Source organism: Mycobacterium sp. SMC-14 (assembly GCF_046250075.1).
GTDB lineage: Bacteria > Actinomycetota > Actinomycetes > Mycobacteriales > Mycobacteriaceae > Mycobacterium.
This window is the reverse complement of the sequence record NZ_CP176429.1, coordinates 3,420,920-3,445,387: the sequence shown is the minus strand read 5'-3', so window position 1 is coordinate 3,445,387 and position 24,468 is coordinate 3,420,920. Positions and strand designations below refer to the sequence as shown.

General features: G+C 67.9%; 27 protein-coding genes. 16 read left to right on the top strand and 11 right to left on the bottom strand.

All coding sequences use genetic code 11. The features are described 5' to 3' along the window. The first annotated feature begins 22 nt into the window (after nt 1–22). The 3 genes from nhaA (at nt 23) to ACKY0W_RS16375 (ending at nt 2,673) form a co-directional block, all read left to right on the top strand. Complete coding sequence (gene nhaA, locus ACKY0W_RS16385) at nt 23–1,291, top strand: Na+/H+ antiporter NhaA (protein WP_409434922.1); 1,269 nt, start codon at nt 23–25, stop codon at nt 1,289–1,291. Then, entirely contained in the window at nt 1,288–2,160 is an 873-nt protein-coding gene (locus ACKY0W_RS16380) for a pseudouridine synthase (protein ID WP_409434921.1), read from the top strand. Before nhaA ends, ACKY0W_RS16380 begins: the two co-directional genes overlap by 4 nt. A gap of 78 nt (nt 2,161–2,238) precedes the next feature. Then, complete coding sequence (locus ACKY0W_RS16375; RefSeq protein ID WP_406758024.1) at nt 2,239–2,673, top strand: hypothetical protein; 435 nt, start codon at nt 2,239–2,241, stop codon at nt 2,671–2,673. A gap of 92 nt (nt 2,674–2,765) precedes the next feature. On the opposite strand, the gene nei2 is transcribed toward ACKY0W_RS16375, so the two are convergent. After that, nucleotides 2,766–3,530: an endonuclease VIII Nei2 gene (nei2, locus tag ACKY0W_RS16370; RefSeq protein ID WP_409434920.1), complete on the bottom strand. Its 765-nt coding sequence runs from the start codon at nt 3,528–3,530 to the stop codon at nt 2,766–2,768. Continuing rightward, nucleotides 3,530–7,993 (bottom strand): ATP-dependent helicase, encoded by a 4,464-nt coding sequence (locus tag ACKY0W_RS16365; RefSeq protein WP_409434919.1) that lies wholly within the window; start codon nt 7,991–7,993, stop codon nt 3,530–3,532. Before ACKY0W_RS16365 ends, nei2 begins: the two co-directional genes overlap by 1 nt. 106 nt (nt 7,994–8,099) lie before the next feature. Here ACKY0W_RS16365 and ACKY0W_RS16360 point away from each other — a divergent pair, with 106 nt between their 5' ends. Further along, nucleotides 8,100–8,495 (top strand): hypothetical protein, encoded by a 396-nt coding sequence (locus tag ACKY0W_RS16360; protein ID WP_406758027.1) that lies wholly within the window; start codon nt 8,100–8,102, stop codon nt 8,493–8,495. A 35-nt stretch (nt 8,496–8,530) separates the two neighbouring features. Next, complete coding sequence (locus ACKY0W_RS16355) at nt 8,531–8,866, top strand: hemophore-related protein (protein ID WP_409434918.1); 336 nt, start codon at nt 8,531–8,533, stop codon at nt 8,864–8,866. Between the two features lie 2 nt (nt 8,867–8,868). Here ACKY0W_RS16355 and ACKY0W_RS16350 read toward each other — a convergent pair whose 3' ends face one another. The 3 genes from ACKY0W_RS16350 to ACKY0W_RS16340 form a co-directional block, all read right to left on the bottom strand. Next, the gene (locus ACKY0W_RS16350; protein WP_409434917.1) at nt 8,869–9,183 is read right to left on the bottom strand and encodes a hypothetical protein; all 315 of its coding nucleotides are present in this window, start codon (nt 9,181–9,183) and stop codon (nt 8,869–8,871) included. Between the two features lie 14 nt (nt 9,184–9,197). Continuing rightward, nucleotides 9,198–9,872: a winged helix-turn-helix domain-containing protein gene (locus ACKY0W_RS16345; protein WP_409434916.1), complete on the bottom strand. Its 675-nt coding sequence runs from the start codon at nt 9,870–9,872 to the stop codon at nt 9,198–9,200. Between the two features lie 129 nt (nt 9,873–10,001). Continuing rightward, nucleotides 10,002–10,241, bottom strand: a complete 240-nt coding sequence (locus tag ACKY0W_RS16340) for a CsbD family protein (RefSeq protein WP_406758031.1) — start codon at nt 10,239–10,241, stop codon at nt 10,002–10,004. Between the two features lie 150 nt (nt 10,242–10,391). On the opposite strand from ACKY0W_RS16340, the gene ACKY0W_RS16335 reads away from it, so the two are divergent. The 4 genes from ACKY0W_RS16335 (at nt 10,392) to ACKY0W_RS16320 (ending at nt 12,724) form a co-directional block, all read left to right on the top strand. Continuing rightward, nucleotides 10,392–10,772 (top strand): hypothetical protein, encoded by a 381-nt coding sequence (locus ACKY0W_RS16335; protein WP_409434915.1) that lies wholly within the window; start codon nt 10,392–10,394, stop codon nt 10,770–10,772. A 171-nt stretch (nt 10,773–10,943) separates the two neighbouring features. Continuing rightward, entirely contained in the window at nt 10,944–11,255 is a 312-nt protein-coding gene (gene usfY, locus ACKY0W_RS16330; RefSeq protein WP_409434914.1) for a protein UsfY, read from the top strand. Nucleotides 11,256–11,501: 246 nt separating this feature from the next. After that, a complete protein-coding gene (locus ACKY0W_RS16325; RefSeq protein WP_409434913.1) occupies nt 11,502–11,939 on the top strand; it encodes an ATP-binding protein in 438 nt (145 codons plus the stop codon). Next, nucleotides 11,936–12,724 (top strand): RNA polymerase sigma factor SigF, encoded by a 789-nt coding sequence (locus ACKY0W_RS16320; protein WP_409434912.1) that lies wholly within the window; start codon nt 11,936–11,938, stop codon nt 12,722–12,724. The genes ACKY0W_RS16325 and ACKY0W_RS16320 overlap by 4 nt, the downstream gene beginning before the upstream one ends. Before the next feature lie 6 nt (nt 12,725–12,730). Here the strand turns inward: ACKY0W_RS16320 and ACKY0W_RS16315 are convergent, their stop codons facing one another. Next, nucleotides 12,731–13,186 (bottom strand): pyridoxamine 5'-phosphate oxidase family protein, encoded by a 456-nt coding sequence (locus tag ACKY0W_RS16315; RefSeq protein ID WP_409434911.1) that lies wholly within the window; start codon nt 13,184–13,186, stop codon nt 12,731–12,733. Between the two features lie 88 nt (nt 13,187–13,274). After that, nucleotides 13,275–14,780, bottom strand: coding sequence for an FAD-dependent oxidoreductase (locus ACKY0W_RS16310; RefSeq protein WP_409434910.1), 1,506 nt, complete (start codon nt 14,778–14,780; stop codon nt 13,275–13,277). Between the two features lie 126 nt (nt 14,781–14,906). Between ACKY0W_RS16310 and ACKY0W_RS16305 the strand changes: the two genes are divergently transcribed. After that, entirely contained in the window at nt 14,907–16,085 is a 1,179-nt protein-coding gene (locus ACKY0W_RS16305; RefSeq protein ID WP_409434909.1) for an alcohol dehydrogenase catalytic domain-containing protein, read from the top strand. A 1-nt stretch (nt 16,086) separates the two neighbouring features. Here the strand turns inward: ACKY0W_RS16305 and ACKY0W_RS16300 are convergent, their stop codons facing one another. Beyond that, nucleotides 16,087–17,847 carry a glycoside hydrolase family 15 protein gene (locus ACKY0W_RS16300; RefSeq protein WP_409434908.1) on the bottom strand — a complete coding sequence of 587 codons (1,761 nt, stop codon included), beginning with the start codon at nt 17,845–17,847 and terminating at the stop codon, nt 16,087–16,089. 43 nt (nt 17,848–17,890) lie between these two features. Between ACKY0W_RS16300 and ACKY0W_RS16295 the strand changes: the two genes are divergently transcribed. After that, nucleotides 17,891–19,003, top strand: coding sequence for an enolase C-terminal domain-like protein (locus ACKY0W_RS16295; RefSeq protein WP_409434907.1), 1,113 nt, complete (start codon nt 17,891–17,893; stop codon nt 19,001–19,003). Here the strand turns inward: ACKY0W_RS16295 and ACKY0W_RS16290 are convergent. Further along, the gene (locus ACKY0W_RS16290; protein WP_409437823.1) at nt 18,966–19,610 is read right to left on the bottom strand and encodes a cutinase family protein; all 645 of its coding nucleotides are present in this window, start codon (nt 19,608–19,610) and stop codon (nt 18,966–18,968) included. The genes ACKY0W_RS16295 and ACKY0W_RS16290 overlap by 38 nt on opposite strands. 170 nt (nt 19,611–19,780) lie before the next feature. Between ACKY0W_RS16290 and ACKY0W_RS16285 the strand changes: the two genes are divergently transcribed. From ACKY0W_RS16285 to ACKY0W_RS16265, 5 genes are all read left to right on the top strand, one after another. Beyond that, the gene (locus tag ACKY0W_RS16285; RefSeq protein WP_409437822.1) at nt 19,781–20,203 is read left to right on the top strand and encodes a hemophore-related protein; all 423 of its coding nucleotides are present in this window, start codon (nt 19,781–19,783) and stop codon (nt 20,201–20,203) included. A gap of 3 nt (nt 20,204–20,206) precedes the next feature. Further along, a complete protein-coding gene (locus ACKY0W_RS16280; protein WP_409434906.1) occupies nt 20,207–20,743 on the top strand; it encodes a DUF1360 domain-containing protein in 537 nt (178 codons plus the stop codon). Nucleotides 20,744–20,851: 108 nt separating this feature from the next. Further along, a complete protein-coding gene (locus ACKY0W_RS16275) occupies nt 20,852–21,280 on the top strand; it encodes an oxidoreductase (RefSeq protein ID WP_409434905.1) in 429 nt (142 codons plus the stop codon). Further along, entirely contained in the window at nt 21,277–22,767 is a 1,491-nt protein-coding gene (locus ACKY0W_RS16270) for a molybdopterin-dependent oxidoreductase (protein ID WP_409437821.1), read from the top strand. Before ACKY0W_RS16275 ends, ACKY0W_RS16270 begins: the two co-directional genes overlap by 4 nt. 1 nt (nt 22,768) lies before the next feature. Next, nucleotides 22,769–23,035 carry a hypothetical protein gene (locus ACKY0W_RS16265; RefSeq protein WP_409434904.1) on the top strand — a complete coding sequence of 89 codons (267 nt, stop codon included), beginning with the start codon at nt 22,769–22,771 and terminating at the stop codon, nt 23,033–23,035. A gap of 69 nt (nt 23,036–23,104) precedes the next feature. Here the strand turns inward: ACKY0W_RS16265 and ACKY0W_RS16260 are convergent, their stop codons facing one another. Together ACKY0W_RS16260 and ACKY0W_RS16255 are read right to left on the bottom strand one after the other, a co-directional pair. Further along, the gene (locus ACKY0W_RS16260) at nt 23,105–23,389 is read right to left on the bottom strand and encodes a hypothetical protein (RefSeq protein ID WP_409434903.1); all 285 of its coding nucleotides are present in this window, start codon (nt 23,387–23,389) and stop codon (nt 23,105–23,107) included. Next, nucleotides 23,386–24,417, bottom strand: a complete 1,032-nt coding sequence (locus ACKY0W_RS16255) for a hypothetical protein (protein ID WP_409434902.1) — start codon at nt 24,415–24,417, stop codon at nt 23,386–23,388. Before ACKY0W_RS16255 ends, ACKY0W_RS16260 begins: the two co-directional genes overlap by 4 nt. Nucleotides 24,418–24,468 lie beyond the last annotated feature (51 nt).

Sequence of the window (24,468 nt, the reverse complement as noted above, 5' to 3'; positions counted from 1 at the left end):
CACTCGAATCAAAGGCTCCCCCTTGACCTCTGGTCGCCCCCCGCTTTTCGGCCGCGGATCGTCTGCTGAAGCCAGTCGACTCGCCGACGTGCTCCGCAAGGAGACCGTGGGCGGGGCGCTGCTGCTTGTCGCGGCTACCCTCGCGATCGCGTGGGCCAATTCGCCGTGGTCGGCCGCCTATTACCGGCTCGGTGACATCACGTTCGGTCCCCGCGCCTGGGATCTGCATCTCTCGGTGTCGGCGTGGGCCGCAGACGCCCTGCTGGCGATCTTCTTCTTCGTGGTCGGGCTGGAGCTCAAGTACGAAGTGCTTGCCGGCGACCTGCGTGACCCGCGTCGCGCAGCGCTTCCGGTGGTCGCCGCGATCGGCGGAATGGTCATGCCCGCAGCGATATTCGTCGCCGTCAACGCTCACACCGGGGGTGGAGCGCTACGCGGGTGGGCCATTCCCACCGCCACCGACATCGCTTTCGCGCTGGCCGTACTGGCCGTGATCTCCTCACACCTGCCCTCGGCGTTGCGCACCTTCCTGCTCACCTTGGCCGTGGTCGACGACCTGTTGGCGGTCACCGTGATCGCGGTGTTCTACACCGATGACCTCAACTTCACCGCTCTTGCGCTCGCGCTCGTCCCATTGGCGTTGTTCGCGGTGGCGGCCCGGCGTCTCGACAACGCTGCGGTGCTGCTCCTGTTGGCCGCAGTCACCTGGTATCTGGTCCACGAATCCGGTGTGCACGCCACCATTGCCGGCGTGCTGCTCGGCCTGACCGTTCCGGTCCGGGAGGCGGGCAGGCGCGGCACGTCAGCGCGCCGCCGGCTGAACGCTAAGGACCTCGAACACCGCATTCGCCCGCTGTCCGCCGGCCTCGCGGTGCCGGTGTTCGCGTTCTTCGCGGCCGGTGTGACCTTTGGTGGGCTCCACGGATTGGCTGCCTCACTGCGCGATCCCGTCGCCATCGGGATCGCCGCCGGCCTGGTCATCGGAAAAGCTGTGGGCATCGCCGGCGCCGCGGTGTTGACCGCTGTGTTGACCCGAGCCGAACTCGATGCCTCGCTGAAGTGGATCGACGTGGTCGCTCTGGCCTTACTCGGTGGCATCGGGTTCACCGTCGCACTGTTCATCGGCGACCTCGCCTTCGGTGATCCTGTCCGCCAACAACACGTCAAGTTGGGCGTGCTGATCGGCACCCTGACCGCGGCCGCGCTGGCGACGGTACTGCTGACCATCCGCGACCGCGCCTATGCCCGCGACGCCGACAGCGCGCGGTCATTCGACCTCAAGATGCGATGACCCGCCGACGTCCCGCCCCGCTGCCGGTCCGCGACGGCCTGGGGCCGGCCCGGCTGCGCCTGCAAGGCGGTCTGGTCGCCGCCGAGCTGCGTGCCCGGTTCGGTGCGGCTGTTGCGGCGAAAGTGGCTGCCGGCGAAGTGGTTACCGCGGGCGGTGCGGTGGTCGACGACACCACGGCGTTGCCGGCCGGGGCGCACGTGTTCCTGTATCGGGACCTGCCCGATGAGGTACCGGTACCCTTCGACATCCCGGTGCTGCACCGCGACCAGGACTTGGTGGTGGTCGACAAGCCGCACTTCCTGGCGACCATGCCGCGCGGCAGCCATGTGGCTCAGACCGCGTTGGTACGGCTGCGGCGCGAGTTGGATCTGCCGGAGCTGAGTCCGGCGCACCGGTTGGACCGACTCACCGCCGGCGTGTTGTTGTTCACCACCCGTCGAGAGCTGCGCGGGGCCTATCAGACCCTGTTCGCCCGTGGCGCGGTGCGCAAGCACTACCTGGCGCGGTCCTCCGCCGAGCCGACCGTCGCGTTCCCTCAGCTGATACGCAGCCGGATCGTCAAAGAGCGCGGCTGCCTGCAGGCTCGCGAAGAGTCCGGCGAGCCGAACGCCGAGACCCTGGTCGAATCATTGGGCGCTGGCCGCTACCGGCTCACCCCCCGCACCGGCCGTACCCACCAGTTGCGGGTGCACCTGGCCTCACTCGGTCTGCCGATCGACGGAGACCCGCTGTATCCGCAGGTCATCGATGTTGCCCCCGACGACTTCTCGCAGCCGCTGCAACTGCTGGCCCACCGGCTGGAGTTCGACGACCCGTTCACCGGACGGCCCCGCGGTTTCGTGAGCGAACGCGTCCTCGACGCGAACTGACTTCGGCTGCCGGGGTTTCGGCTGTGACAGTCCTGGGTACAGGTAGGCACGACCAGAGCAGAGGGGAGTCTGATTCTGATGAAGGCACACAGCAAGATGACGATCGCAGTGCTCGGCAGTGCAGTCGCGCTGGTAGCAGCCGGTTGCAACGGCACCAAAGAAGAGGGGCCGAGCACCACCACGACGACGACCACAACGACCACCACCACCACGAGCGAGACCACCCTCGAACCGGTTCCAGGTGGGCCGGGACCAGAAAACCCGGGCGAACCGGGCGAGCCTGGTGGCCCGACCGGCGGTGGCGGGCCTGGCGGAGGCGGTGGTCAGATTCCCGGTGGCCCGACCGGTGGCGGTGGGCCCGGCGGTGGCGGCGGCCAGATCCCCGGCGGCCCGACCGGTGGTGGTGGTCCTGGCGGGGGTAGCGGCACGATCCCCGGCGGCCCCACCGGCTGGGGCGGACCCGGCGGCGGAGGGGGCTGCGTGCCCGGTGTGGGTTGCGGCGGGTGGCCGTGATCGACCAACGCTTCGAGTAGACACAGCCGAAAGTCGGCCAGCCTGATGGCTGGCCGACTTTTGTTGTGGTCAGTAGCCGGAAGGCCGCGGCGTTACCGCTGACATGACGGGCACCAGAAGCGAATCCGCTCGCCGTTGCGGTCGGACTCCACACCGGTACCGCATCGCCGACACGGCAGTTCGGCTCGGCCATACACCCACAACTGTCGGCCCGGCCGGGTGTCGCCGGTGGTGCAGCGCGACCACCGCAACCGATTCGCCCACAACATTTCGCGGGCCCGTGACATCAGCCGACCCGGATCAGTCAGTTCCGCGACGGGTGTAGTCGGCAGCCGGCCGACGACGAAGCACAACTCGTTGCAGTAAACATTGCCGATCCCGGCCAGCACCGTCTGGTCCAACAATGCCGATGCCAGCGGGCGCTGCGGATCGGCGACCAGCCGGGCGGCGGCCACAGCCGGATCCCAATCGGGGCCCAGCAGATCCGGGCCGAGGTGCGCGACGGCATCGCCGTCATGACGGCGTTCCAGCACCTCGAGAACACCCAGATCAATACCGGTGGCGCGAACGGAGCCGGCCTCTAAGATGATTCGTGCCCGATGATCGACTGGGCTGTGTCTGGCAAGACGTCGACCCACCCGCCAACTGCCCTCCATTTTCAGGTGCGAATGGATGCTGGCCGACCCGACTCGGATGAACAGATGCTTGCCGCGGCTGATCACCTCGTCAACGCGTTGTCCGCTCAGATCCACACCGGCATATCGGGGGACCCGGATATCGCAGCGAGTCAAGGTCTTTCCCGCCAACGCGGTGGCCAGCACCGTCGCGGTGTGAAAAACCGTGTCCCCCTCGGGCATCAGCGCATTCGCAATCCGCGCGGCGTGCGGGAGAACCCGGCATCGGTCAACGCGTCCAGCGTCGGCGAATCGTGAAGCTCCAGCACCGGAACGCCGTCCACCCGCTCGACCAGAATCCCGTCAACCCGCCGGTCGGCGATCAGCCGAGCCAGTGCCCCGGCGGCGGCACGCTGCGCCTCGGCGGCATCGGCGAAGTTCAGCAGCGTCCGGCCGCCCCGCTCGACAAACCAGGCCAGTTCACCGTCGACCAGGACCACCAGCGCTCCTGCCTTGCGGCCCGGACGGGCCGTCCCCGAGTGTGCCGGCCAGCTCAGCGCCGCGCCATACGGGTTAGCCGGGTCGGCGGCGGCCAGTGCCACCGCGTGGTACTCGGGCCTGGTCGGGTCCACACTGTCGAGGTAGCCGCGCAGCCGGTCCACGGTGGAGGCCAGCGCGAACTGCGCGGCCCCCAACGACTCGATGAAATAGCCACGCTGGCATCGCCCGGCCTCCTCGAACGCGGTCAGCACCTTGTAGACGGTGGCGAAACCGCCGGGTACGGCCTCGGCGGCAACCGCGCCCCGAGTCAGCACGCCATAGCGGTGCAGCAGTAATTCGGCGGTGTGGTGCGCCCGAAGGGTGGAATCGGATTGCGGGGCAGGCAAAGCCGACCAGCGACCGGACACCGCTGGGTCGGCGGCGCGGGCGCTGGCGTGCACCACACTGTAACGACTGAGCCGGGGCGGGCGTCTGCTGCGGTGCGCCGGGGTGGCGCGACGGGTGCCGGCCAGCACCGCGCGCACCGGAGCGAAGGTATCGCCGGTGACCCATCCCGCCCAGATCAGCTCCCACAGTGCGGCTTTGCGTTCTGCCTCGCTCGCGTCACCGCACAGGTGGCGGAAGAAGAACGCACCGCCACCGCCGAGGGCATCCAGAATCGCCCGGTGCGCGTGGCCGAATTCGATCGGTGTTCCGGGCGTCAACGTCAGCGGTGCCGAATCCGCGGTGTGAAAGCTGATCCAGCCGTCGGTCGCCGGGGCGCTGCCGGCTGGGGCTCCCGCGCCCGACCACAGCACCTCTCCGGAGGCCAGCAGTTCGTCGAGCATGGCCGGTGCGTAGTCGCGCACCCTCGGGCCGAAGATCAGCGGTTCGACCGCCGACGCGGGCAGCGCCACTCCGGCCAGTTGCTCGATCACCCCGGCCAACCCGTCGACGCCGGTCGCGGCAACGTCGGAAGTGCCGATCTGCTGCCAGGCCGGCAGGAAGCGCCCGTAGGCGGCCGGCGACACCGGCTCGATCGCCGAGCGCAGCGCGGCCAGTGACCGGCGCCGCAGGATCCGCAGCACCTCGGTGTCGCACCACTGTTCACCGGGAGAGTCCGGGAAGTCGGTGAATTCGCCGCGCACCACCCGTCCGTCGGCGGCCAGTCGGCCCAGCGCATCGGCCGCCACCCGCACTCCCAGCCCGAACCGGTCCGCGGCGTGCCCGGTGGTGAACGGCCCCCGGGTGCGGGCGAATCGGCCCAGCAGCTCGCCCAACGGGTCGGCGACCGGTTCGGTGAAGCCCGTCGGCACACCGGGCGGCACCGCAACCCCGAGGCCGTCGCGCAGCCGACCGATGTCCTCGATCGCCACCCACCAGCGGTGCCCGCCGAACGCCACCGTCAGCACCCGCCGAGCGGCCAGCAGATGTTCCAGCCACCCGCCCACGTCAGCCCCCGCGGCCCGGGCGCTGATCTCTTCGGTGGTGAGCGGACCGAGCAACCGCAGCAGGTCGGCCACCCCCTCCGCGTCACGGGCGGCCTTCTCTGGCGTCAGGTGCTGCAGCTGCGCGGTGAGACCGGTGATCACCTCGGTGTCGAGCAGCTCGCGCAGCTCGACCCGGCCCAGCAGTTGCGCCAGCAGTGTGGGGTCCAGTGCCAAGGCCGCCGCGCGGCGCTCCGCCAGCGGGCTGTCGCCTTCGTACATGAACGCCCCGACGTAGCCGAACAGCAGCGACGCCGCGAACGGCGACGGGGTGGCGGTCTCGACCTGGGACACCCGCACCCGGCGTTGGGCGATCTGCGCCATCAGTGTTGTCAGCGCCGGGACGTCGTAGACGTCCTGCAGGCATTCGCGCACGGTCTCCAGCACGATCGGGAACGTCGGGTATTTGCGGGCCACGTCGAGCAATTGGGCCGCCCGCTGGCGTTGCTGCCATAACGGGGTGCGGCGGCCGGGGTGCCGGCGCGGCAACAGCAGGGCGCGCGCTGCGCATTCCCGGAACCGAGAGGCGAACAACGCTGAGCCGCCGACTTCGGCGGTGACGACCGGCTCGATCTCGTCCGGGTCGAACACGAAGAGTTCGGCGCCGGGCGCTTCCGCACCGGCGTCGGTGTCGGGCAGCCGGACCACGATGCCGTCGTCGGAGGCCGTCGGCTTCTCGTCGATGCCGTAGCGGTCGCGCAGTCGTTTGCCTACTGCCAGCGCCAAAGGCCCGTGCACGCGCAGCCCGTACGGTGAGTGCAGCACCACCCGCCAGTCCCCGAGCTCGTCACGAAACCGCTCCACCACCAGCGTGGTGTCGGTGGGCACTATTGCCGTTGCGGTGCGCTGATCGTCGAGTAGCCGCCTCAGGTTGTCGATCGCGTAGTCGTCGAAACCCAGCCCCGTGCAGCGCTTGTCGAACGCCTTAGGGGCAAGGGCGGCCAATTCGCCGGTGAATGCGCCGAGCGCGGCACCCAGCTCGGCTGGCCGCCCGACACCGTCGCCGTGCCAGAACGGCAGTCGGCCCGGCTGGCCGGGCGCCGGTGCGACCAGTACTCGGTCGTGGGTGATCTCGGTGATCCGCCACGTGGTGGCGCCCAGTGAGATCACGTCCCCGGGACGCGACTCGTACACCATCTCCTCGTCGAGTTCGCCGACGCGGGAAGGCTTCCGCGTTTCGTCAGTGCCGGCCAGATATACCGCGAACAGTCCGCGGTCCGGGATGGCGCCGCCGGAGGTGACGGCCAGCCGCTGCGCGCCGGGCCGGCCGGTCAGGGTCCCGTCGTCGCGGTCGTAGACCAAACGCGGCCGCAGCTCGGCGAATTCGGTCGACGGATACTTGCCGGAGAGCAGGTCCAGCGTTGCCTCGAAAACACCGCGCGACAAGGTCGCGAACGGAGCGCTGCGGCGTACGGTGTCGAACCAGGCTTCGGCATCCAATGGCTCCAGCGCGGCCGCGGCTACCGTGTGTTGGGCCAGGATGTCCAGCGGATTGGCCGGTACCGTCAGGGTTTCGATCTGGCCGGCGAGCATCCGTTCTACTGCGACGGCGCACCCGATCAGGTCGGTCCGGTGCTTGGGAATCAGTACGCCGGAGGAGATCTCGCCGACCTGATGACCGGCCCGACCGACGCGCTGCAGGCCGCTGGCCACCGACGGCGGCGCCTCGATCTGGATGACCAGATCTACCGCACCCATATCGATGCCCAGTTCCAGGCTGGAGGTCGCCACCACCGCGCGCAGCCGCCCGCTCTTGAGGTCCTCCTCGACGTCGGCTCGGGTCTGCAGGGAGACCGAGCCGTGGTGGGCTCGTGCCAGCGGCGCCGGCGCCTGCTCCCCGTCAACGTAGCGTTCCGCGTGAATCTCGTTGAGCCGCCCCGTCAGGCGCTCGGCGAGCCGCCGTGAGTTGGCGAACACGATCGAGGACCGGTGGGCTTCGATCAGGTCGACGATGCGTTCTTCGACCTCGGGCCAGACGGTGCCTTCGGCCGGATTGGCCATGTCGGGCACCGGAACCTGAACGGTCAGCTCGAACGTCTTGGATGCCGGGGGAGCCACGATTGTGGTGGGGGACTGCCCGGACAGAAACCGGGCTACCTCTTCGGCGGGGCGCACGGTGGCGCTCAACCCGATCCGCTGGGCGGGCCGGGTGAGCATCGCGTCGAGGCGCTCCAAAGACAGTGCCAGGTGGGCACCCCGTTTGGTTCCCGCCACCGCGTGCACCTCGTCGACGATCACCGTGCGCACCCCGGTCAAGGTCTCGCGCGCTGCCGAGGTCAGCATCAGAAACAACGACTCCGGTGTGGTGATCAGGATGTCGGGCGGCTTGGCGACCAGCTCGCGGCGCCGCGCCGGGGACGTGTCGCCGGAGCGCACTCCCACGGTGATGCCGGGAGCGGGCAGCTCGCGCTGTGCGGCCATTCGGGCGATGCCGGCCAACGGGGTACGCAGGTTTCGCTCGACGTCGATAGCCAGTGCCTTGAGCGGCGAGATGTACAGCACCCGGGTGCCGCTACCGGGCTGTGCTGCGGCCAGTTGGTCCAGTGCCCACAGGAATGCCGCCAGCGTCTTGCCGGAGCCGGTCGGAGCGACCACGAGTGTGTTGTGGCCGTCGGCGATCGCCGCCCAGGCCTGCTCCTGCGCCGGGGTCGGTGCGGTGAAGGTGCCGGCGAACCAGTCCCGGGTCAGCGCCGAGAACCGCGCCAGCGGGGCTGGGGTTGCTCGGTCGGGTGGGCTCACCCAGCCATGGTGCCAAGTTCGGAGCCGGAATGCTCCCGCGCTGCGGTTTTGTGCCCGCCGTCGCCGGGTATCCGCCAACGGTGATTTCGGTGAGCGGAGGCGGGGGATGACCATTCTGGATGACGGGGCGACGGCGGTCCGGCCGATATTCGCCGACGCCCGCCCGCGTGCGGCGGGGACGTCGGCGCCGGAAGCTTTGCCCCGCGATTGGACGTGGGCCAACTGGGCGCTGTCCCTGCTGACCGCGCCGGCTGCCGCGCTGCTGATGGCATTCGCGCTGACCAGGGTGTCCGGCTCCGCGTTGTGCAACAGGGTGGCGTGCCCGGAGCTCAAGGTGCACGGGTCCCTGTTCGGTGTGCTCTATCACGGAGCGGCCGGCGTAGCGGCTCTGACGCTGTTTCTGGCCTTTTTCCTGGCGACGCACCGCGGCGGGATCGCGGTCTGGGCGTGCGGGTGGGCCCTGCTGTTCGCTGATCTGGCGGTCTTGGTCCTGATGTTTTGACCTACCTGCGGCGGATCTACAGAGGGGAACGCGAGATGTTTGGCCTGATCAGATTGTCTGCAGCGGTGGGGGTTGCCGCCGTGGCGCTGACCGCTGGACAGGTAGTGGCTTCGGCCGACCCGGACACCGATCCGGTGGTCAACACGACCTGCACTTACGCGCAGGTGGTGTCGGCGATGAACGATCAGTCACCTGGAGACGCCGAGCAGTTCAACGCGACACCGGGGGCGCGATCCTGGTTGCAGAACTTTCTGGCTGCCCCGCCCCCACAGCGCCAGCAGATAGTCGACCGGGCGCAGGACACCCCCGATGCCGCGCACTACGTTGCGCTCCTTAGCCCGTTGGCAAACGCCTGCGACAACTACTACTGAGCTCACTCCTCGACGGCGAAGAACGAGTCGCCGTCTTCGGGACTTCCGGACACCTGCGCGCGGTGGCGCCCGCCCCCGACGGCTTCGTCGGGATCATGCTGAGGGCCGGCCACGTCGGGTTGCTCGGCGGCCAGCTTGTCATCCAATGACTCATGGGCCGTCTCGTCGTCGGCGGCCTGCCAGTGGTCCGGTGCGGTGCCTGCCGCGTCGCCGTCGTCGTTGCGCAGCTCGTCGGAGTCGGTGGCCTCACTCGGCGGTAGCGTGTCGTCGCCGGTGGTGTCGGTGGCCGCTGAATCGAAATCGGGTTGTCCAGTCATGGCATGTGACCCTCTCAGTTGGCGATGGCCCATTGCGACCGCGGCGTTTCCGGCGTCATGTACCCGACACCGCGGACCGTGTCGACGATCGAGTCATGGCCGGCGCCGAGCTTCGCGCGCAAGCGCTGCACGTGAACGTCGACTTTGCGACGGCCGCCCTCGCCGTCCCAGATCTCACGCAGCAGCCGGGCCCGGGTGAATGCTTGACCGGCGTGCTGCACCAGATAGCTGAGCAGTTTGAATTCGGTGAGTGTGAGGTCGAGATCGCGATCCGACAGTGACGCCGTGAAGCTGTCCGGGTGGATCGCCAGGGCGCCGAACTGCAACGTGTGGGGGGCGGATTCGTCCCGCCGCGCCAGGGCCAGTCGCAGCCGCGCGTTCGCCTCGGCGGGGCTTGCGGTGGCGATCAGGACATCGTCGACGTGCCAGTCGAGGCCGACCGCGGCGAGGTCTTCGGCGGCAACCACGGCGAGCACGGCAGCCGACGGCTCCCAGGCTCCGAGCTTGCGGCAGCTCTCCCGCGCTACCGGCACATCAGAACAGCCATCGACCAGAACGGCTTTCGCCCCGTGGCAGTCGGCCCGCACGGTGAGGGTGAGCGGACTACGGACGACCGAATGCCCGAAGGCAGCGACCCCCGACAATGACCGTGCGAACTCGTCGCGGTCGGTCAGTAACAGGATCTTCATCGTGTGGCTCCAACCCATGGATGCTATGCCGCCTCAAGGCTTTTACTACCCGTTGCTCCCTGGAAATAACCCGATCACGTAGCGACGGGCCCGGCCCGCCAAGCGGACCGGGCCTGCCCTCCCCTCGGGCTACTGGTGGGACTGCTCGCGCGCCTCGGCCGCCTTCGCACCCGCCCGGGCCGATTCGGCCTCGGCTTGGTGTTTGGCGGCGTCGCGCTGCGCTTCGCCCTTGTCCTGCTGCGCCCGGCCCTCGCGGGCCAGCTCGTCGTTGCCGGTCACGGCCCCCAACGCTTCCTTGGCCTTGCCCTTGACGCCCTCCACGGTGCCGCGGATGCCGTCTTCGGTCGCGCTGCTCTTGTCGTCCGACATGAGCCCTCCCTTCGTGTTCTTGTGGCAGCCCCACACGGTGTAGAGGCCCGCCACAACGGCAAGGCTTCCCGGGCTGCCGCGCGCCCAAACGTTGACGCAAATGAATGAATCGCCTTGACGCAGCGCTCATCAGCGCGGACGGTGGGAGATGTGGAATCGCGCACACCGTCGCGCTCTACTGCCGGTGGCGATCGGCTGGGTCAGGAGGACCGGGAGGTCCGCGCGGCCGCTCGGTTCGCCGGGTTGATCGTTGCCACCGCACTGGCGTTTGTCGTCATAGCCATGTTGTGGGTGGGTTCGTGCGACCCCCAGTCGGCCACGGCGGGGTGCGGACGGCCCTACCGGACCGTACTTGCCGTTGGAGCCCCGCTGATTCTGGCCGCTGGTGGGCTGCGGGCATTTGTGCGCACGTACCGGGTGTGGCGCGCCCGGGGCACCTGGTGGGGTTGGCAGGGCGCCGGGTGGTTCTTGTTGACGCTGATGCTGGTGGTCTTGCTCATGACCGCCGTGCCGATCATGGGTAGCGGCTGATCTCCCGCCGCGGCATGGGCATCGCTGTTGTATGACTGTGAACATCCTGTTAAGGAGGCGTCGTCTTCAACCTATCGGCATACGATAGTTTTGGGTCGCGGACGGGTCCACCTCATACCGGTCGACTGCTTGGGGCGGCTTCAAAATTGCTGTTCAGGAGGAGGGATTGCAATGGGTGACACTTTTCATGACCCGGTCGACCATGTCCGGACGACCCGGCCCCACGCGGGTCGCGCCATGATCGACGTCATGGGCTGGCCGGGCTATTCCTTGCTGGTGGTGGGCATGGTGGCCGGGATCGGCTGCCTCGCCGCATTCGGCACCGGGCACGATCGCCAGGGCGTGGAAGTCGCGGTCGTCGCAGTGCTCGCCGCCGCCCTGGGCACCGTGTGGCTCCTGCTCGAGCATCGCCGGATCGGCAAGGTGAACCATCAGTGGCACTTGGCGCACGCCGAGATGCGGCAGCAGCCCTCCACGAGTTAACCCGAGGGGTCAAGTCGGCCCGGCCGGTATGCCGGCCGGGCCGCGCTACGACTACGTGCCGAAATCGATGATTGAGTTCCCCGCCGATCGGGTACAGACTTCCCATGACTGATCTCCGGGCAGCCGGCGTGCGATGGTGACGGTGCCGGCTGAGGGCGAAATGCACGAGGGTGCCTGCAGGCGAGGGTGGTGAGCAGTCGATTGACACGCAGCAGTAGTCTCGGTCCGATTTCGCCGGGAGGCCTCATGACCGACATTGACAGTGACCGGGCTCAGCGATCGTGCAGCGAACGGGCCGTCGAACTGCGGGTTACGCCCAGGCTGGAAAGCCTAGCGGTGGTACGCATGTTGGTCGGTGCGATCGCCACCTACGAGGATCTTGACGTCGACACCGTCGCTGATCTGCGGCTGGCGATCGACGAGCTGTGCACCCAGCTGATCCGTAGTGCCGCGCCCGACGCGATGCTGACTGTCGTCATCGACCCACACGACGACTATGTGACGATTCAGGCGTCGGCTGCCGGCGACGGGGCCGGCGTGCTGACCCCGGGAAGCTTCAGCTGGCACGTGCTCACGTCGCTGGTCGATGACGTCCAGGCATTCCGCGATGGGCATGAATCCAACGGCGCGGGTGAGGTATTCGGGGTCACGTTGACAACCCGCCGGGCGGGCTCCGGGCGGTGAGTCCGCGTGCCGCCGGCAGCGGCTCACAGTCCGGATCCGAGTACGCCGACGTCGGCGACATGTTTCGTGAGCTCGCCCAATACGATGCCGACTCGCCTGACTTCCGTAACCGCAAAGACAAGATCGTGGAGCGGTGTCTGCCGCTGGCGGACCATATCGCTCGTCGGTTCGAGGGCCGCGGAGAGTTGCGGGACGATCTGGTCCAAGTCGCCCGGGTGGGTCTGGTCAACGCCGTAACACGCTTCGACGTCGAAACCGGCTCGGACTTCGTCTCGTTCGCGGTTCCGACGATCATGGGCGAGGTCCGTCGCCATTTCCGCGACAACAGCTGGTCGGTCAAGGTGCCCCGCCGGCTCAAAGAGCTACACCTTCGGTTGGGGGTAGCCACAGCCGAGCTGTCGCAACGCCTGGGTCGAGCGCCGACCGCCTCCGAGCTCGCGGCCGAACTCGAGTTGAGTCGCGACGAGGTGGTCGAAGGGTTGGTCGCGGGCAGCTCGTACAACACGCTATCGATTGACGGCGGCGGCAGTTCGGATGAAGACGACGTCCGTTCGATCGCTGACACCCTCGGCGAGGCCGACGCCCGGATGGACCGGATCGAGGACCGAGAGGCGTTGCGGCCCTTGCTGGATGCACTCCCGGAGCGGGAACGCACCGTGCTGGTGCTGCGGTTCTTCGAATCGATGACCCAGACTCAGATCGCTGAGCGGGTCGGCATCTCGCAGATGCACGTGTCCCGCCTGCTGGCCAAGTCGCTGGCGAAGCTACGTGATCAGCTGCAGTAGCCCTGCTCAGTGCAGCCCGTAGATGTCCGACCACAATCGGCTGAGTTCTGCTTCGTGGGCGTCGCCGAACATATAGTCCGGTGAGGCGATCGGCAGCACACGTTCGACCCGTACCAGTACGGCTTCACGACACGGAAACTGTGGTCCGTGGGTGTCGATGACCCACTGCCGCAGCCACTCGTAGACCTCGTCGCCGGGCTGTCGCAGCTGTGCGGTGCCTTTGAAGCGGTAACCGCGCCGTTTGAGGAAGTCCACCACGTTGACCTCGATGCGCGGGTCACGGCGCAGATCGGCCACCGTCGTCGGCGACGCCATGTGCATGAACACCAGGTGTTCGTCGCCGTAGACCAGCAGGGACTCCTTCGGTGACAGGTTCGGCGAGCCGTCCTCGCAGACGGTGGCCACGAACGCCAGCTTTGCGCTCTCGACGATCTGGCGCATGTCATGGTCGATGATGCACACCGCTCACCCCGTCGTTTCGCAGCCGTCCTCCACCGCCCAGCGGTCGATTACCCGCCCCGGCGTGCGGTAAACGACGGCCGCCGGCTCGTCAGCCGCCGGCGGACAGGCCGCGGGTGGCCGGGCCTTCCAGAAGGGTGCCGTCAGGGGCGAAGCGTGAGCCGTGCAGCGGGCACTCCCAAGCCCGGTCGGCGTCGTTCCAGGTGACAACGCCGCCAAGGTGAGGGCAGACCGGGGAGAGGCGATGTTCGACGCCGTCCACCCGGCACTGGGCCTGCAGGTGCCAGGGGGGTCCGCTGACCACGCCGGCGTCTTTCCCCAGATACTGCTGGCCGATGTGGGCAGTCGGAGTGATCCAGCCTTTCGCCAGATTGACGCCGACCGCAAGATTCGCCGTCAGAGCCGCCGGCAGGCCGCGAAGCTCGCGGGGACTCCAACTGGCGAACGCCCGCTCCCACCCCGGTCGCTCACCGAGTAGCCGGCCCGACAACGCCAATGCGGCGGCCGCCCCGTTGGTCATGCCCCACTTGTTGAAACCCGTTGCCACGTAGATGGCGTCGTTCTCCGGCAGGATGGGCCCGACATAGGGCAGCGCGTCGGCCGGCGCGTAGTCCTGCGCTGACCAGAGATGGGTGCGGGTTGCGCCCGGGTAATGCCTGACCGTCCATGTCTCGAGCTCGGCCAACGCATCGATGGGGTGCTTTTCGCGGCCGACGGTGTGCCCGGCTCCGCCGACCAGCAGCAGCTGCGAGCCGTTGACCGGGGCGTAGCGCAGCGATCGCGTCGGTGAATCGGTAGAGATCATCATGGGGCGGGTGATCTCGCCGGGCACGTCGAACGCCATGCAATATGACCGGCTGGGTTTGACGCGGGCGAAGTATCCGCCGCGGTCCAAGATCGGGATACCGGTCGCCAGCACCAGCTGGGTGGCCCGGAGTTCTGCATGCCTGCGCGGACCGCCTACTTCCAGTCGAAGGCCGTGACGACTGCTGGAAACACGCTGTACCCGTGTGTGTTCCAGCAGTTGTCCGCCGGTGGCGAGCAACTCGGCGCGCAGCGCGTCGAGAAACGGCATCGGGTCGAACTGCGCTTGATCACCCAGCCGTGCGCCGCCGTGGTAGGAGAACGGCACGTCGGCCTCCGCCTCCCACGTTGCCGGCAGGCCCAGGGCGCGGCAGGCCTGGTACTCGGCGCGCGCCGCCGCCACGCCACGCTCGGACTGGGCGAAGCTGTAGGCGTCCTCGCGCTGGACCGGCACCCCGGTAGCCGCGCAGAACGACAGCAACCAGTCCTGTCCGGCGCGGTTGCCGTCCACGTATGCAGCCGCCAGACTCTTGCCCTGCTTCGCCGAAATCGTCGACAGCTGAGTGCCCTGCAGCAGACTGATCTTGGCGGTGGTGTTTCCCGTCGCGCAGGCGCCGACCGTCCTGGCCTCCAGTACCAGCACTTGGCGGCCGGCGCGGGTCAGCAGCACCGCGGCCATCAGTCCGGTGATGCCGGCGCCCGCCACCACCACGTCGGCGATATCGGGCAGATCGTCGGCGGTGCCCGAGGCCGGTGATGTCGTGATCCGGTCGGCAAGCCACAACGAGGTCATGGTCGATCAGGTACCCCGCGGTACGGCCGTGAAACGTACGAGATTCGCCAGCATGCCTAAGGCGTTTGCACCGGGCTGCGGGCGGGTAGCCGGGCGGTGTTCGCGAGACACGACGGAGGCGACCCGATGCGGGCAGTCACATGGCAGGGCAAGCGCAAAGTTCAGGTCGACACGGTGCCTGATCCGGTGATCCAGAATCCGACCGACGCCGTCATCGAAGTGACGACCACCAACATCTGTGGATCCGATCTGCATCTCTACGAGGTGCTCGGTCCGTTCATGGACCCCGGCGACATCCTGGGGCACGAGCCGATCGGCATTGTGGCCGAAGTCGGTCGTTCGGTCAGCAATCTCAAACCGGGCGACCGAGTGGTCATCCCGTTCCAGATTGCCTGCGGTCATTGCTGCATGTGCCGACAGGGTCTGCCGACCCAGTGCGACACCACCCGGGTGCGCGAGCAGGACACCGGAGCCGCATTGTTTGGTTACTCCAAGCTCTACGGCCAGGTCCCGGGCGCGCAAGCGCAGTACCTGCGGGTGCCGCAGGCGCAATACACTCACATCAAAGTGCCTGAGGGCCCGCCGGATTCGCGCTTCGTGTATCTGTCCGATGTGCTACCGACCGCAATGCAGGCAGTTGACTATGCCGCGATACCCGACGGCGGGTCGGTGACCGTGCTGGGACTCGGACCGATCGGAGACATGGCGGCCCGGATCGCCACCCACCAGGGGGCCCGGGTTATCGGCGTAGATCTGGTGCCCGAGCGGCTGGGCCGGTTGGCGCGGCGAGGGATTGAAATCGTCGACCTGAGTGAGGTATCCGATATTGGCGAGGTGATTCGTGACCGCACCGACGGCCGCGGAACCGATGCGGTGATCGATGCCGTCGGCATGGAGGCCCACGGCTCCGGCGGCGCCAAGGCCGTGCAGCAGCTCAGTTCGCTGCTGCCGGACGCCGTGGCCGGACCGCTGATCAGTAAGGCTGGCATCGACCGGCTCGCCGCGCTGTACTCCGCGATCGACATCGTGCGCCGCGGCGGCACCCTGTCGATCGTCGGTGTCTACGGCGGCAAACTCGACCCGTTGCCGATGTTCACCTTGTTCGACAAGCAGATCACCCTGCGGATGGGGCAGGCCAACGTCAAACCGCGCGTCGAGCGGCTGATGCCGCTGCTGACCGACGACGACCCGCTGGGGGTCGACGCCTTCGCCACTCACGAGCTGTCGTTGGAACAGGCACCAGGGGCCTACGCGATGTTCCAGGAGAAGCGCGACGGCGCGGTGAAGATCACCCTCAGGCCGTAACTCAATCCGTGTCGGGGCGGGCCAACACGTGCGCGGCTTCGAACAGCAGCGCGTGTGCGAAGGCCTGCGGCAGATTGCCGCGCAACTGACGTTGTCCCACGTCGTATTCCTCCGAAAGCAGGCCCGGCGGTCCGCACGCGGTGCGGCCTCGCTCAAACCATTGAAGCGCGGCAAGGTCATTGCCCTGCTGGTGATCGGAGAGCGCCATGACGAAGTTGCACAACAGGAACGCCCCCTCGGCCTGGCCGAGGGCGCGCTGGTCGGGCCGGTATCGGTAGACGAAGCCGTCCTGGGTGAGGTCCCGGCGCACGGCGGCCAAGGTGGCCAGGGTGCGTGCGTCATCGGTCGCGACGGCTCCGCGCAGACCGGGCAGCAACAGAGCCGCGTCGATACCCGGGTCATCGGGTGCGCGCTGCCATCTGCCGTCTCGGTGCAGACAGTCGGCGCTGGTATCGCTGACGACCTTGTCGGCCAGCTGTTGCCAGCGTGCCCCTTCAGCCAGCGACGCCACGCCGGCGATGCGGCGCAGCCCGGCTGCGCACATCAAACGGGAATGGGCCCAGCGTTGGTCGTCGAGTTCCCAGATGCCCGCGTCCGGTTCGGTGCAACGTTTTTCGATCGCATCCACCAGGGTGTGCACCGCACCCCAATGGGTGCCGTCCAGCCGGTCAAGCCGGCCGGCGGCGGCCAGCAGCAGCAGCGCCTCGCCGAAGGTGTCGAGCTGGAACTGGTCACCCACCCAGTTGCCCGTCTTGGCCCTTGCTCCCGGGTACCCGGGCAGCGGCAGGTCGTGTTCGGGCGGTGGCGTCGTGGCATCGACGCGGTAGGCCGGTCGCAGGTCAGGTCCATCGGCCAGCACCCGCTCGGTGACGAAGCGGACGGCGTCATCGAGCAGCGGATGCGGGCCGGCCGCCGCGATCGCCTGTCCGGTGTAGCACTGGTCGCGAATCCAGCAGTAGCGGTAGTCGTAGTTGCGCCCCTCCTTGGCCCGCTCCGGCAGCGACATCGTCGCCGCTGCGACCATGCCACCGCCGGTGCTGGTCAGGCCGCGCAATACCGCATAAGACAGTTGTGCATCGACATCGGCCAGGGTGCCGTTGACTTCGGGAACTGCTTGCTTCCAAGCGCTTTCGGTGGCAGACCAGGCCTGCGCCGCGCCGGCCGGCTGCGCGGGCAGCTCGCGATCGGACAACTCCAACACCAGATCGTGGTCGCTTCCCGGTGCGACGTCGAGCACCAGACGCAGCGATCCGTCGGCGGCGGGGCGGGCCTTGGCCGCGCCCGCCCAGCGGAATCGGTGCGGCCCCGACCGGCCGGTCCAGACCCCACCTTCGCAGGAGAGTCCCGACATGGCGGTGGCGCCGAAGTCGGCGCGAACGTCGAGTGCGATCTGCATCCGCATCGGCCGATCGAGCGCGCGGATGCGACGTAGCACCACGGCGGTGTGCATGTCACCGGGGAAGGCCAGCGCCTCGCGGCACTCCACGATCCCGTCGGTGGTGACCCAGCGGGAACGCCAGATCAGCGATCGCTCCTCGTAGTGCCCGCCCCACACGTAGCGCAGCTCAGGGGTGACGGCATAGACCCCGGAACCGCCGAGCAGTGAACTGAAGACCGCTGGACTGTCCCAGCGGGGCAGGCACATCCAGCAGAAGTCGCCGCGCGGTCCGACCAGGATCCCGCGTTCGCCGTCGGCGATCAGCGTGTACTGGCGTAGCACCTGCGGAGGAAAGCGTTCAAGCAGCGAAGATCCCTCGTCCATGGCGGATGCATACCCGCGGCACAGCGCGGGTAGTCACCGGCTCATGAGCCTGCCCCGCGGCATGCCGGTTCCGGTCGACTCGGTGGAGGTCGCCGCCTACTCGATTCCCACGGACGCGCCGGAATCCGACGGCACCGCAAGGTGGGATTCCACCACGATGGTGCTGGTGAGGGTGCACGCCGCCGGACATATCGGCACCGGCTACACCTACGCCGGTACGGCGGCGGCCACGGTGGTGCGTGACGAGCTGACTGAGGTTATTACCGGTGGCGACGCCACCGTCCCGCCGGCTCGCTGGGCCGACATGGTGCACGCGGTGCGCAACCTGGGCCGGCCCGGAGTGGTGGCCGAGGCGATCGCCGCCGTCGACATCGCGCTGTGGGATCTGCGGGCCCGTCTGCTCGACGAACCGCTGACCGTCGCGCTGGGGGCGATGCACGAGGCCACCCCGATCTACGGCAGCGGGGGCTTCACCTCCTACGACGACGACGCGTTGTGCCGCCAGCTCGCCGGATGGGTGGAAGAGGGCATCGGCCGGGTCAAGATGAAAGTCGGCCGCGACCCCGCCGTGGACGCCGCACGGGTGGCGGCGGCCCGCCGCGCGATCGGCACCAGCACCGAGTTGTTCGTCGACGCCAACGGCGCCTATCAGCGCAAGCAGGCACTGGGCTGGGCGCAGCGCTTCGCCGAACATCAGGTGAGCTGGTTCGAGGAACCGGTCAGCTCCGACGACCTGGAAGGCCTGCATCTACTGCGCGACCGCAGTCCGGCGGGCATGGATATCGCCGCCGGCGAATACGGCTACGACGTTCCGTATTTCCAGCGCATGCTCGACGCTGGTGCCGTCGACTGTCTGCAGGCCGACGTCACCCGTTGCTTGGGCATCACCGGAGTGCTCAAGGTGGGAGCGCTGTGCGATGCCCGCGGTTTGGATCTGTCGTTGCATTGCGCACCCCAGATCAGCGCGCACGTCGGCACCGCACTGTGGCATCTGCGTCATTTGGAGTATTTCCACGACCATGTGCGGATCGAGCAGATGGCCTTCGACGGTGTTCTGCTCCCACAAGCGGGCGGCGTGCTGCGTCCCGACCGCAGCTCTGCCGGGCACGGACTTGCGGTCAAAGCGACTGACCTGGAACGCTTTCGGGTGGTTTGAGGCGTTCGACGGCGAAGTCCGCCGCTTGCGCGGTCATGCCGTTGGCCGCGTACGCGGCGTGCGCGGCACCGTCCCCGCCCACCGAGCAGACCGGATCGCCGGGCGCGCACAGGTCGATCGTCTTGGCTGCATAGCCTGGCCCGACCGTCACCGGCGGCGCGCCGATGGAGGTCAGGAACGCCGCTGACGGCTTTCCCAGCAGCGCCACGGCGGCGACATGCCCGGCCGCCTCGGGCGGCAGTGCGGCCCCGAGCCCACCGGCCGTCGGCTCGGTGACGTACCCCATCAGTGCAGCACCACGCGAGTATCCGCCGAGGACCAGTTGGGTGCTCGGACAACCGGTTGCCATATCGCGGATGTGGCCGGCTGCGTCGGTGACGCCGGTGGCGGACGGGCCGAATTCGGGTACTGCCGGAAAGTCGACCGGGTAGACATCCACGTTGCGGCCCCAGGTGCGCCACCGTAGTGCGTCGATGAACTGCTGGCCGATCCATCCGACCCCGGGCGCTTCGCCGGTGCCGCGCGCGAACACCACCTGGACATCGGGGCAACCGGCGGCAACCGCGTCGCCAACGGCCGGCGAACACAACAGCGTGCAGCCAGACAGGGTCGCCACGGTGAGGATCCGAGTAATCACAGCAATTCGTCCGATACCCACTACAACCGGTGGGCAAACCGTGGTTTAGCTCGGGCAAAAACGGCAAGCCTAATTCGGTGCCGTCGTCGACGGAGCATGTGTCAAACATGAATTCAAGGATTGAAGGGGAGAAACCCATGATGACAACGTCTTTGACCAGGCTTGCCGCTGCCGGCGGCATGGCGCTGGCGTTGGCGAGTGGCACCGGACTGGCAAACGCCGCCCCGGCCCAGCCGACTCAGCCGGGGCAGCCGGCCCAACCCAGCCAGCCAGCCCAGCCGGGCCAGCCGGCCCAACCGGGCCAATCAAACCAATGGTCACAGAATCCCGCGGTGAACACGACATGCAGCTATTCCCAGGTTGTGGCGGCGATGAATGCGCAATCACCTGACACCGCGGCACAATTCAACGCAACACCCATGGCGCAGTCGTTCCTGCAGAACTTCCTGGCTTCGCCGGCGCCGCAGCGTGAGCAGATGCTCGAGCAGGCCCAGGGGGTGCCGGAGGCGGCGCCGTTCGTCAACATGGTCGGCCCCATCGCCAAGACCTGTGACAAGTACTGAGTGATGGCTCAATCGACCGGGGCCGGCAGCGCTATCGCGGACGCGGCCACACGGGAAGCCGACGCGTACCGCGGCGACAACCCGCGTCCGCTGGGGGGATACGTGATGGTGCTGCTGGTTTACGGCGGGTTGGTCGCGGCGGTAACCGTGGCCGCCGCGGCCACCGGCCGCCGTCTGCCGCAGGGCTGGGCGACCGCAGATCTGCTGACGGTGACTCTCGGGGCCCACAAACTGTCCAGGACGTTGGCTAAGGACGCGGTGACCAGCCCGCTGCGCGCGCCCTTCGCCCACTACACGGGCACCGGCGGCCCCGCCGAGGTGATGGAGGAGACCAGGCATTCCAGCGCGTTGCGCCACAGCTTGGGGGAGCTGTTGACGTGTCCGTTCTGCCTGGACATGTGGGTGGTCACCGCGTTCGCCGCCGGGCTGGTATTGGCCCCGCGGCCGACCCGGCTGGTCGCGGGTACGTTCACTGCGCTCGCGGGTGCTGATTTTCTGCAGCTGGCTTACGCGAAAGCCCAGCAGATGACCCAGGAGTGAGATCGGAGATTCCTCGATGCCGAAGCAAGCTTTGGAGCGTTCCGGACGCCTTGGATCGCCCAGCGCCGCGAGGTCGCCGGTCGCATCGAAGCGCGCAGGTTAACCCCCATGACCAGCATCGCCTTCAACCTGCCGCGGACGGTGACGCTGGCCGCCGATGCTGCCCTGCTGGGTTTGGCGGCCACGCACGCCTACGTGTTGGCCACCGCCGTGCACCGTCCCGGGTACTTCGCGGTGTATTGCGTCGCGGTGATCATCGGCTGTGTCGTCGCCGCCGCGACTACCTGGATTGACGTCGCCGACGTTGTGCCGGCCGCGGGGTGGGTGGCGGGCGGCCTCCTGTGCGCGGCTTTCCTGATCGGCTATCCGATCAGCCGGTTGGTGAGTCTGCCGGGACTGTCGGCGCTGACCGGGCGATGGGATCTGGCTCCGGGAAACCTCGCGCTGGCCTGCGCGGCGGCCTTCCTGGGGCTGTATCTGACGGTGCTGTCCGGGGTCAATGTGGCGTTCGGACAGCGCAGGGGCTGGTATGACTGATGCTGCTCGACTATCCGGCCTGGCTGCGGATTGACCACTGGCTCAACGTCTTATTCCTGACCCTGCTGCTGCGCAGCGGCGTCGAGATCCTCTCCACCCATCCCAAGCTGTACTGGCACGCGGACAGCGCTCCAGGAACGGAGTGGGCTCGCTTCACCCGCAAGGTGATGCCCACCGACAAGCTTTACGACACCCTGGATGAGGAAGAGGACTACTCGCCGCTGATCGCGCTGCCTGGCCACAAGGCACTGGGCATGGGCCGGCACTGGCACTTCGCCGCGGTCATCGGCTGGATTCTGCTCGGAACCTCGTACTACATACTGCTTTTCGTGACCGGACAGTGGCACCGGTACTGGCCGTATTCCTGGTCGATCTTCGCCGAGGCCTGGAACGACATTGTCACCTATGCCAGTTTCAACCTGCCGCCGCTGCTGCCAGGCGAACCGCTGGACGCCATCCAGAAGCTGACCTATGCTGCGGTGATCTTCGTGCTGGCGCCATTTCAGATCCTCACCGGGGCCGCGCAGTCACCGGCGATCGAGGCTCGGTTCCCGCGGTATGTGCGGTTGTTCGGCGGCCGGCAGGCTGCCCGCAGCCTGCACTTCCTCGGCCTGGTCGCGTTCGTGGTGTTCATCGCGATCCACCTGGCGATGGTCTTCTGCTGGGGGTGGGGTCGGCTCACGGCGTTGATGATCTTTGGTTCGGTTCGCAACGCTGACTGGGCGACCGGGCTGTCCTTGCTCATCATCGCGGCGATCGTCGCGGTCCACATTGCGGCCACCGTGTGGAGTCGGCGCAGCCCCTCCTCGGTGCGGCGGGTACTCGGCGCACTGATCAGCGTGCCCCGTGAAGATCTGCTGCGTCGCTTGGACTCTCGGCAGAACTACCCGGTGCGCATGCTGTCGACCGAGCACCGTGTCAATGGCAAGCCGCCGACCGCCGAGTACTACAAGGTGATGGCGGTGCACAACTTCGTCGATTGGCGACTGCGGGTCGGCGGGCTGGTGGAGCAACCGACGACGCTGGACCTGGCCGGGGTGCGGGCGCTGGCCAAGCCACAGACTCAGCGGGTACTGCACAACTGCGTGCAGGGCTGGACATCGATCGGCGAGTGGTCCGGAATTCCGCTGGGATCCCTGGTGGACCTGGTGAAGCCGTTGCCGCAGGCCCGCTACATCTGCTTTATGAGCATGCAGGACAACAGCACCGACGAGCCGAGCGCGGAGGGCGGTGGGCAGTTCTACGAGGTACTCGATCTCAAGCTGGCCCATAAACCGCAGATGCTATTGGCCTATGCGATGAACGGCCGGCCGCTGCCCATCAAGCACGGGGCGCCGCTGCGACTTCGGGCCGAGACGCAGGTCGGATTCAAAATGGCCAAGTGGATCAACCAGATCGAGTTCGTCGACGACTATGCCCATATCGGGAAGGGGCGCGGGGGCTGGCGCGAGGACAACGTCTACTACGGCATGGACGGAGAGATCTGACGTGACCGCAACCGTCGATGCGCGCCCGGAACTGATCGATCTGAGCCAGGTCGCCAGCGGTCGGGTATCGGACCTGGTCACTGTGCGCGGCGGACACTGCGCAGCTTGCGGTGGAACCGATTTCGCAGTGGGGCAGGCGCTGTACCTGGGCTTCTTGTTCCACGATGAAGACGACGACGCCTTTCTCGTCGCATTGACCTGCCGTAATTCCTCTTGCCCCCAGCCGCGCGCCGCGATCCGGCTTCGGTACAAGGAATTCCTCGGCTAGCTCCCCGGCGTTGACTCTGCGTCCACGGCGGGGTGCACTCGCACTTTTGCGCCGTGGACGCAGAGTCATTCAGCGGGGCAGGTCCGGCTGCGCCAGATCGAATCGCTCCACCAGATCGGTCACGGCGCGCAGCTCGTCGCAGACCGCGGCAAAGCGACGCTCGGCGTCGTCGTCGAGCAGGCCACGGCTGTGGTAGTACACCAGTCGGCGCAGCCGCCCGGCCAGCGCGGTTCCCCACCGGATGCTCAGGTCGTAGATCCGTTCGTCGTCCACTTCGCTGCACCGCCCCAGTTCCCGTAGCGCGTGCAGCTGCTCGGTGAGCACCGCAACGTCGTCGTCGATGCTGATTGTCATAGCGGCGGCTTGGTGACACTGACCAAGACCGGCTGGCCCCGAAGGGTCAGGTATATCCGGTCGGTGCCGATCGCCATGCCGGACAGGGGAGCGGACCGGGCCGGCCCGGACGGTAGACCGGCCCGGTAGTCAAGGACGCGTAGCACCGGAATGCTGGCGTGGGGATAGCCGGTGAAAGTCGCCGACTCGAAAACGGTTACGCCGGTGTCGGTGGCGGCGTACACCCGGGTGTCGTCGGAGCCTAGGTAGCGGATCGGTGAGGAGACCGGCGAGCGGCCGATGACCTGTAGACCGTGCCCGCCGCGTGCGGGCTCGACGGCGTAGAGCGTGTCGCCGCGAGCGTCGGCCAGATAGACCCGGTCTGCCGCGGTTCCGTCACCCGTCGCCACGAAAACTCTTGCGTCGTAATGGCCGTGTTGCTCCGGCGGCGACGATTGGCCTTTGTAATACGAGAGCCCACCCGGCCCATAGACGTGGTATTCGATGGTGCGCCCGCGGTTGGCGCCGTCGATGGCACCGGTGGGGCCGGCGGACACCCGAGCGCCGGGCAGTTTCCGCAGGCCGAACTCCTCGACCGGGGTTACCGTCGCTCCGTCGGCGGACAACGCGAGCAGCACCCGCATCCCCGAGTCTTCGGCCAGGGTGGTCGGCGCCGGCCCGGCATCGATGTCACCGACTTGCCGCAGGCCGGTCAACTCGACCGCTGCTACACGCGCGCGTGCCGGCTGCGGCACGAACACGGTCCGATCATCGGCGCGGCTGATCTGCACGTTGTTCCCGGCGTCCAGCGGTTCGGACAATCGGGTGGCGACTGCATCGGGGCGGTCGGGGTGATCGACCGCCGCCAACCGCCCGTCGTCGGTAAGTGCGAGCAGCGCCCCCGTGGCATACGACCACACGGGGGCGCGCAGCGGCATCCGCACCGGCACTGAGACGGCGTCCGGCGTGTTCTGCAAGTTCGGCGTCGAGCAGCCGGCGCACGCGAATATGGCGGCCCACGCCAGCCTGCACCCGGTCCGCCACTTCATTATGGCGGGGTACCCCCGCAATTGCCTTGCTACACCGCTTCGTTTGTGTGC

Bases quoted from the DNA above. Each gene is read 5' to 3' on its own strand.
- ACKY0W_RS16380 (WP_409434921.1), top strand. From the start codon at position 1,288: ATGACCCGCCGACGTCCCGCCCCGCTGCCGGTCCGCGACGGCCTGGGG.
- ACKY0W_RS16285 (WP_409437822.1), top strand. From the start codon at position 19,781: ATGACAACGTCTTTGACCAGGCTTGCCGCTGCCGGCGGCATGGCGCTG.
- ACKY0W_RS16345 (WP_409434916.1), bottom strand. From the start codon at position 9,872: ATGAAGATCCTGTTACTGACCGACCGCGACGAGTTCGCACGGTCATTG.
- ACKY0W_RS16360 (WP_406758027.1), top strand. From the start codon at position 8,100: ATGACCATTCTGGATGACGGGGCGACGGCGGTCCGGCCGATATTCGCC.
- ACKY0W_RS16350 (WP_409434917.1), bottom strand. From the start codon at position 9,183: ATGACTGGACAACCCGATTTCGATTCAGCGGCCACCGACACCACCGGC.
- usfY (WP_409434914.1), top strand. From the start codon at position 10,944: ATGGGTGACACTTTTCATGACCCGGTCGACCATGTCCGGACGACCCGG.
- ACKY0W_RS16305 (WP_409434909.1), top strand. From the start codon at position 14,907: ATGCGGGCAGTCACATGGCAGGGCAAGCGCAAAGTTCAGGTCGACACG.
- ACKY0W_RS16340 (WP_406758031.1), bottom strand. From the start codon at position 10,241: ATGTCGGACGACAAGAGCAGCGCGACCGAAGACGGCATCCGCGGCACC.
- ACKY0W_RS16280 (WP_409434906.1), top strand. From the start codon at position 20,207: ATGGCTCAATCGACCGGGGCCGGCAGCGCTATCGCGGACGCGGCCACA.
- ACKY0W_RS16375 (WP_406758024.1), top strand. From the start codon at position 2,239: ATGAAGGCACACAGCAAGATGACGATCGCAGTGCTCGGCAGTGCAGTC.
- ACKY0W_RS16275 (WP_409434905.1), top strand. From the start codon at position 20,852: ATGACCAGCATCGCCTTCAACCTGCCGCGGACGGTGACGCTGGCCGCC.
- ACKY0W_RS16260 (WP_409434903.1), bottom strand. From the start codon at position 23,389: ATGACAATCAGCATCGACGACGACGTTGCGGTGCTCACCGAGCAGCTG.
- ACKY0W_RS16300 (WP_409434908.1), bottom strand. From the start codon at position 17,847: ATGGACGAGGGATCTTCGCTGCTTGAACGCTTTCCTCCGCAGGTGCTA.
- nei2 (WP_409434920.1), bottom strand. From the start codon at position 3,530: ATGCCCGAGGGGGACACGGTTTTTCACACCGCGACGGTGCTGGCCACC.
- ACKY0W_RS16355 (WP_409434918.1), top strand. From the start codon at position 8,531: ATGTTTGGCCTGATCAGATTGTCTGCAGCGGTGGGGGTTGCCGCCGTG.
- ACKY0W_RS16310 (WP_409434910.1), bottom strand. From the start codon at position 14,780: ATGACCTCGTTGTGGCTTGCCGACCGGATCACGACATCACCGGCCTCG.
- ACKY0W_RS16325 (WP_409434913.1), top strand. From the start codon at position 11,502: ATGACCGACATTGACAGTGACCGGGCTCAGCGATCGTGCAGCGAACGG.
- ACKY0W_RS16255 (WP_409434902.1), bottom strand. From the start codon at position 24,417: ATGAAGTGGCGGACCGGGTGCAGGCTGGCGTGGGCCGCCATATTCGCG.
- ACKY0W_RS16295 (WP_409434907.1), top strand. From the start codon at position 17,891: ATGAGCCTGCCCCGCGGCATGCCGGTTCCGGTCGACTCGGTGGAGGTC.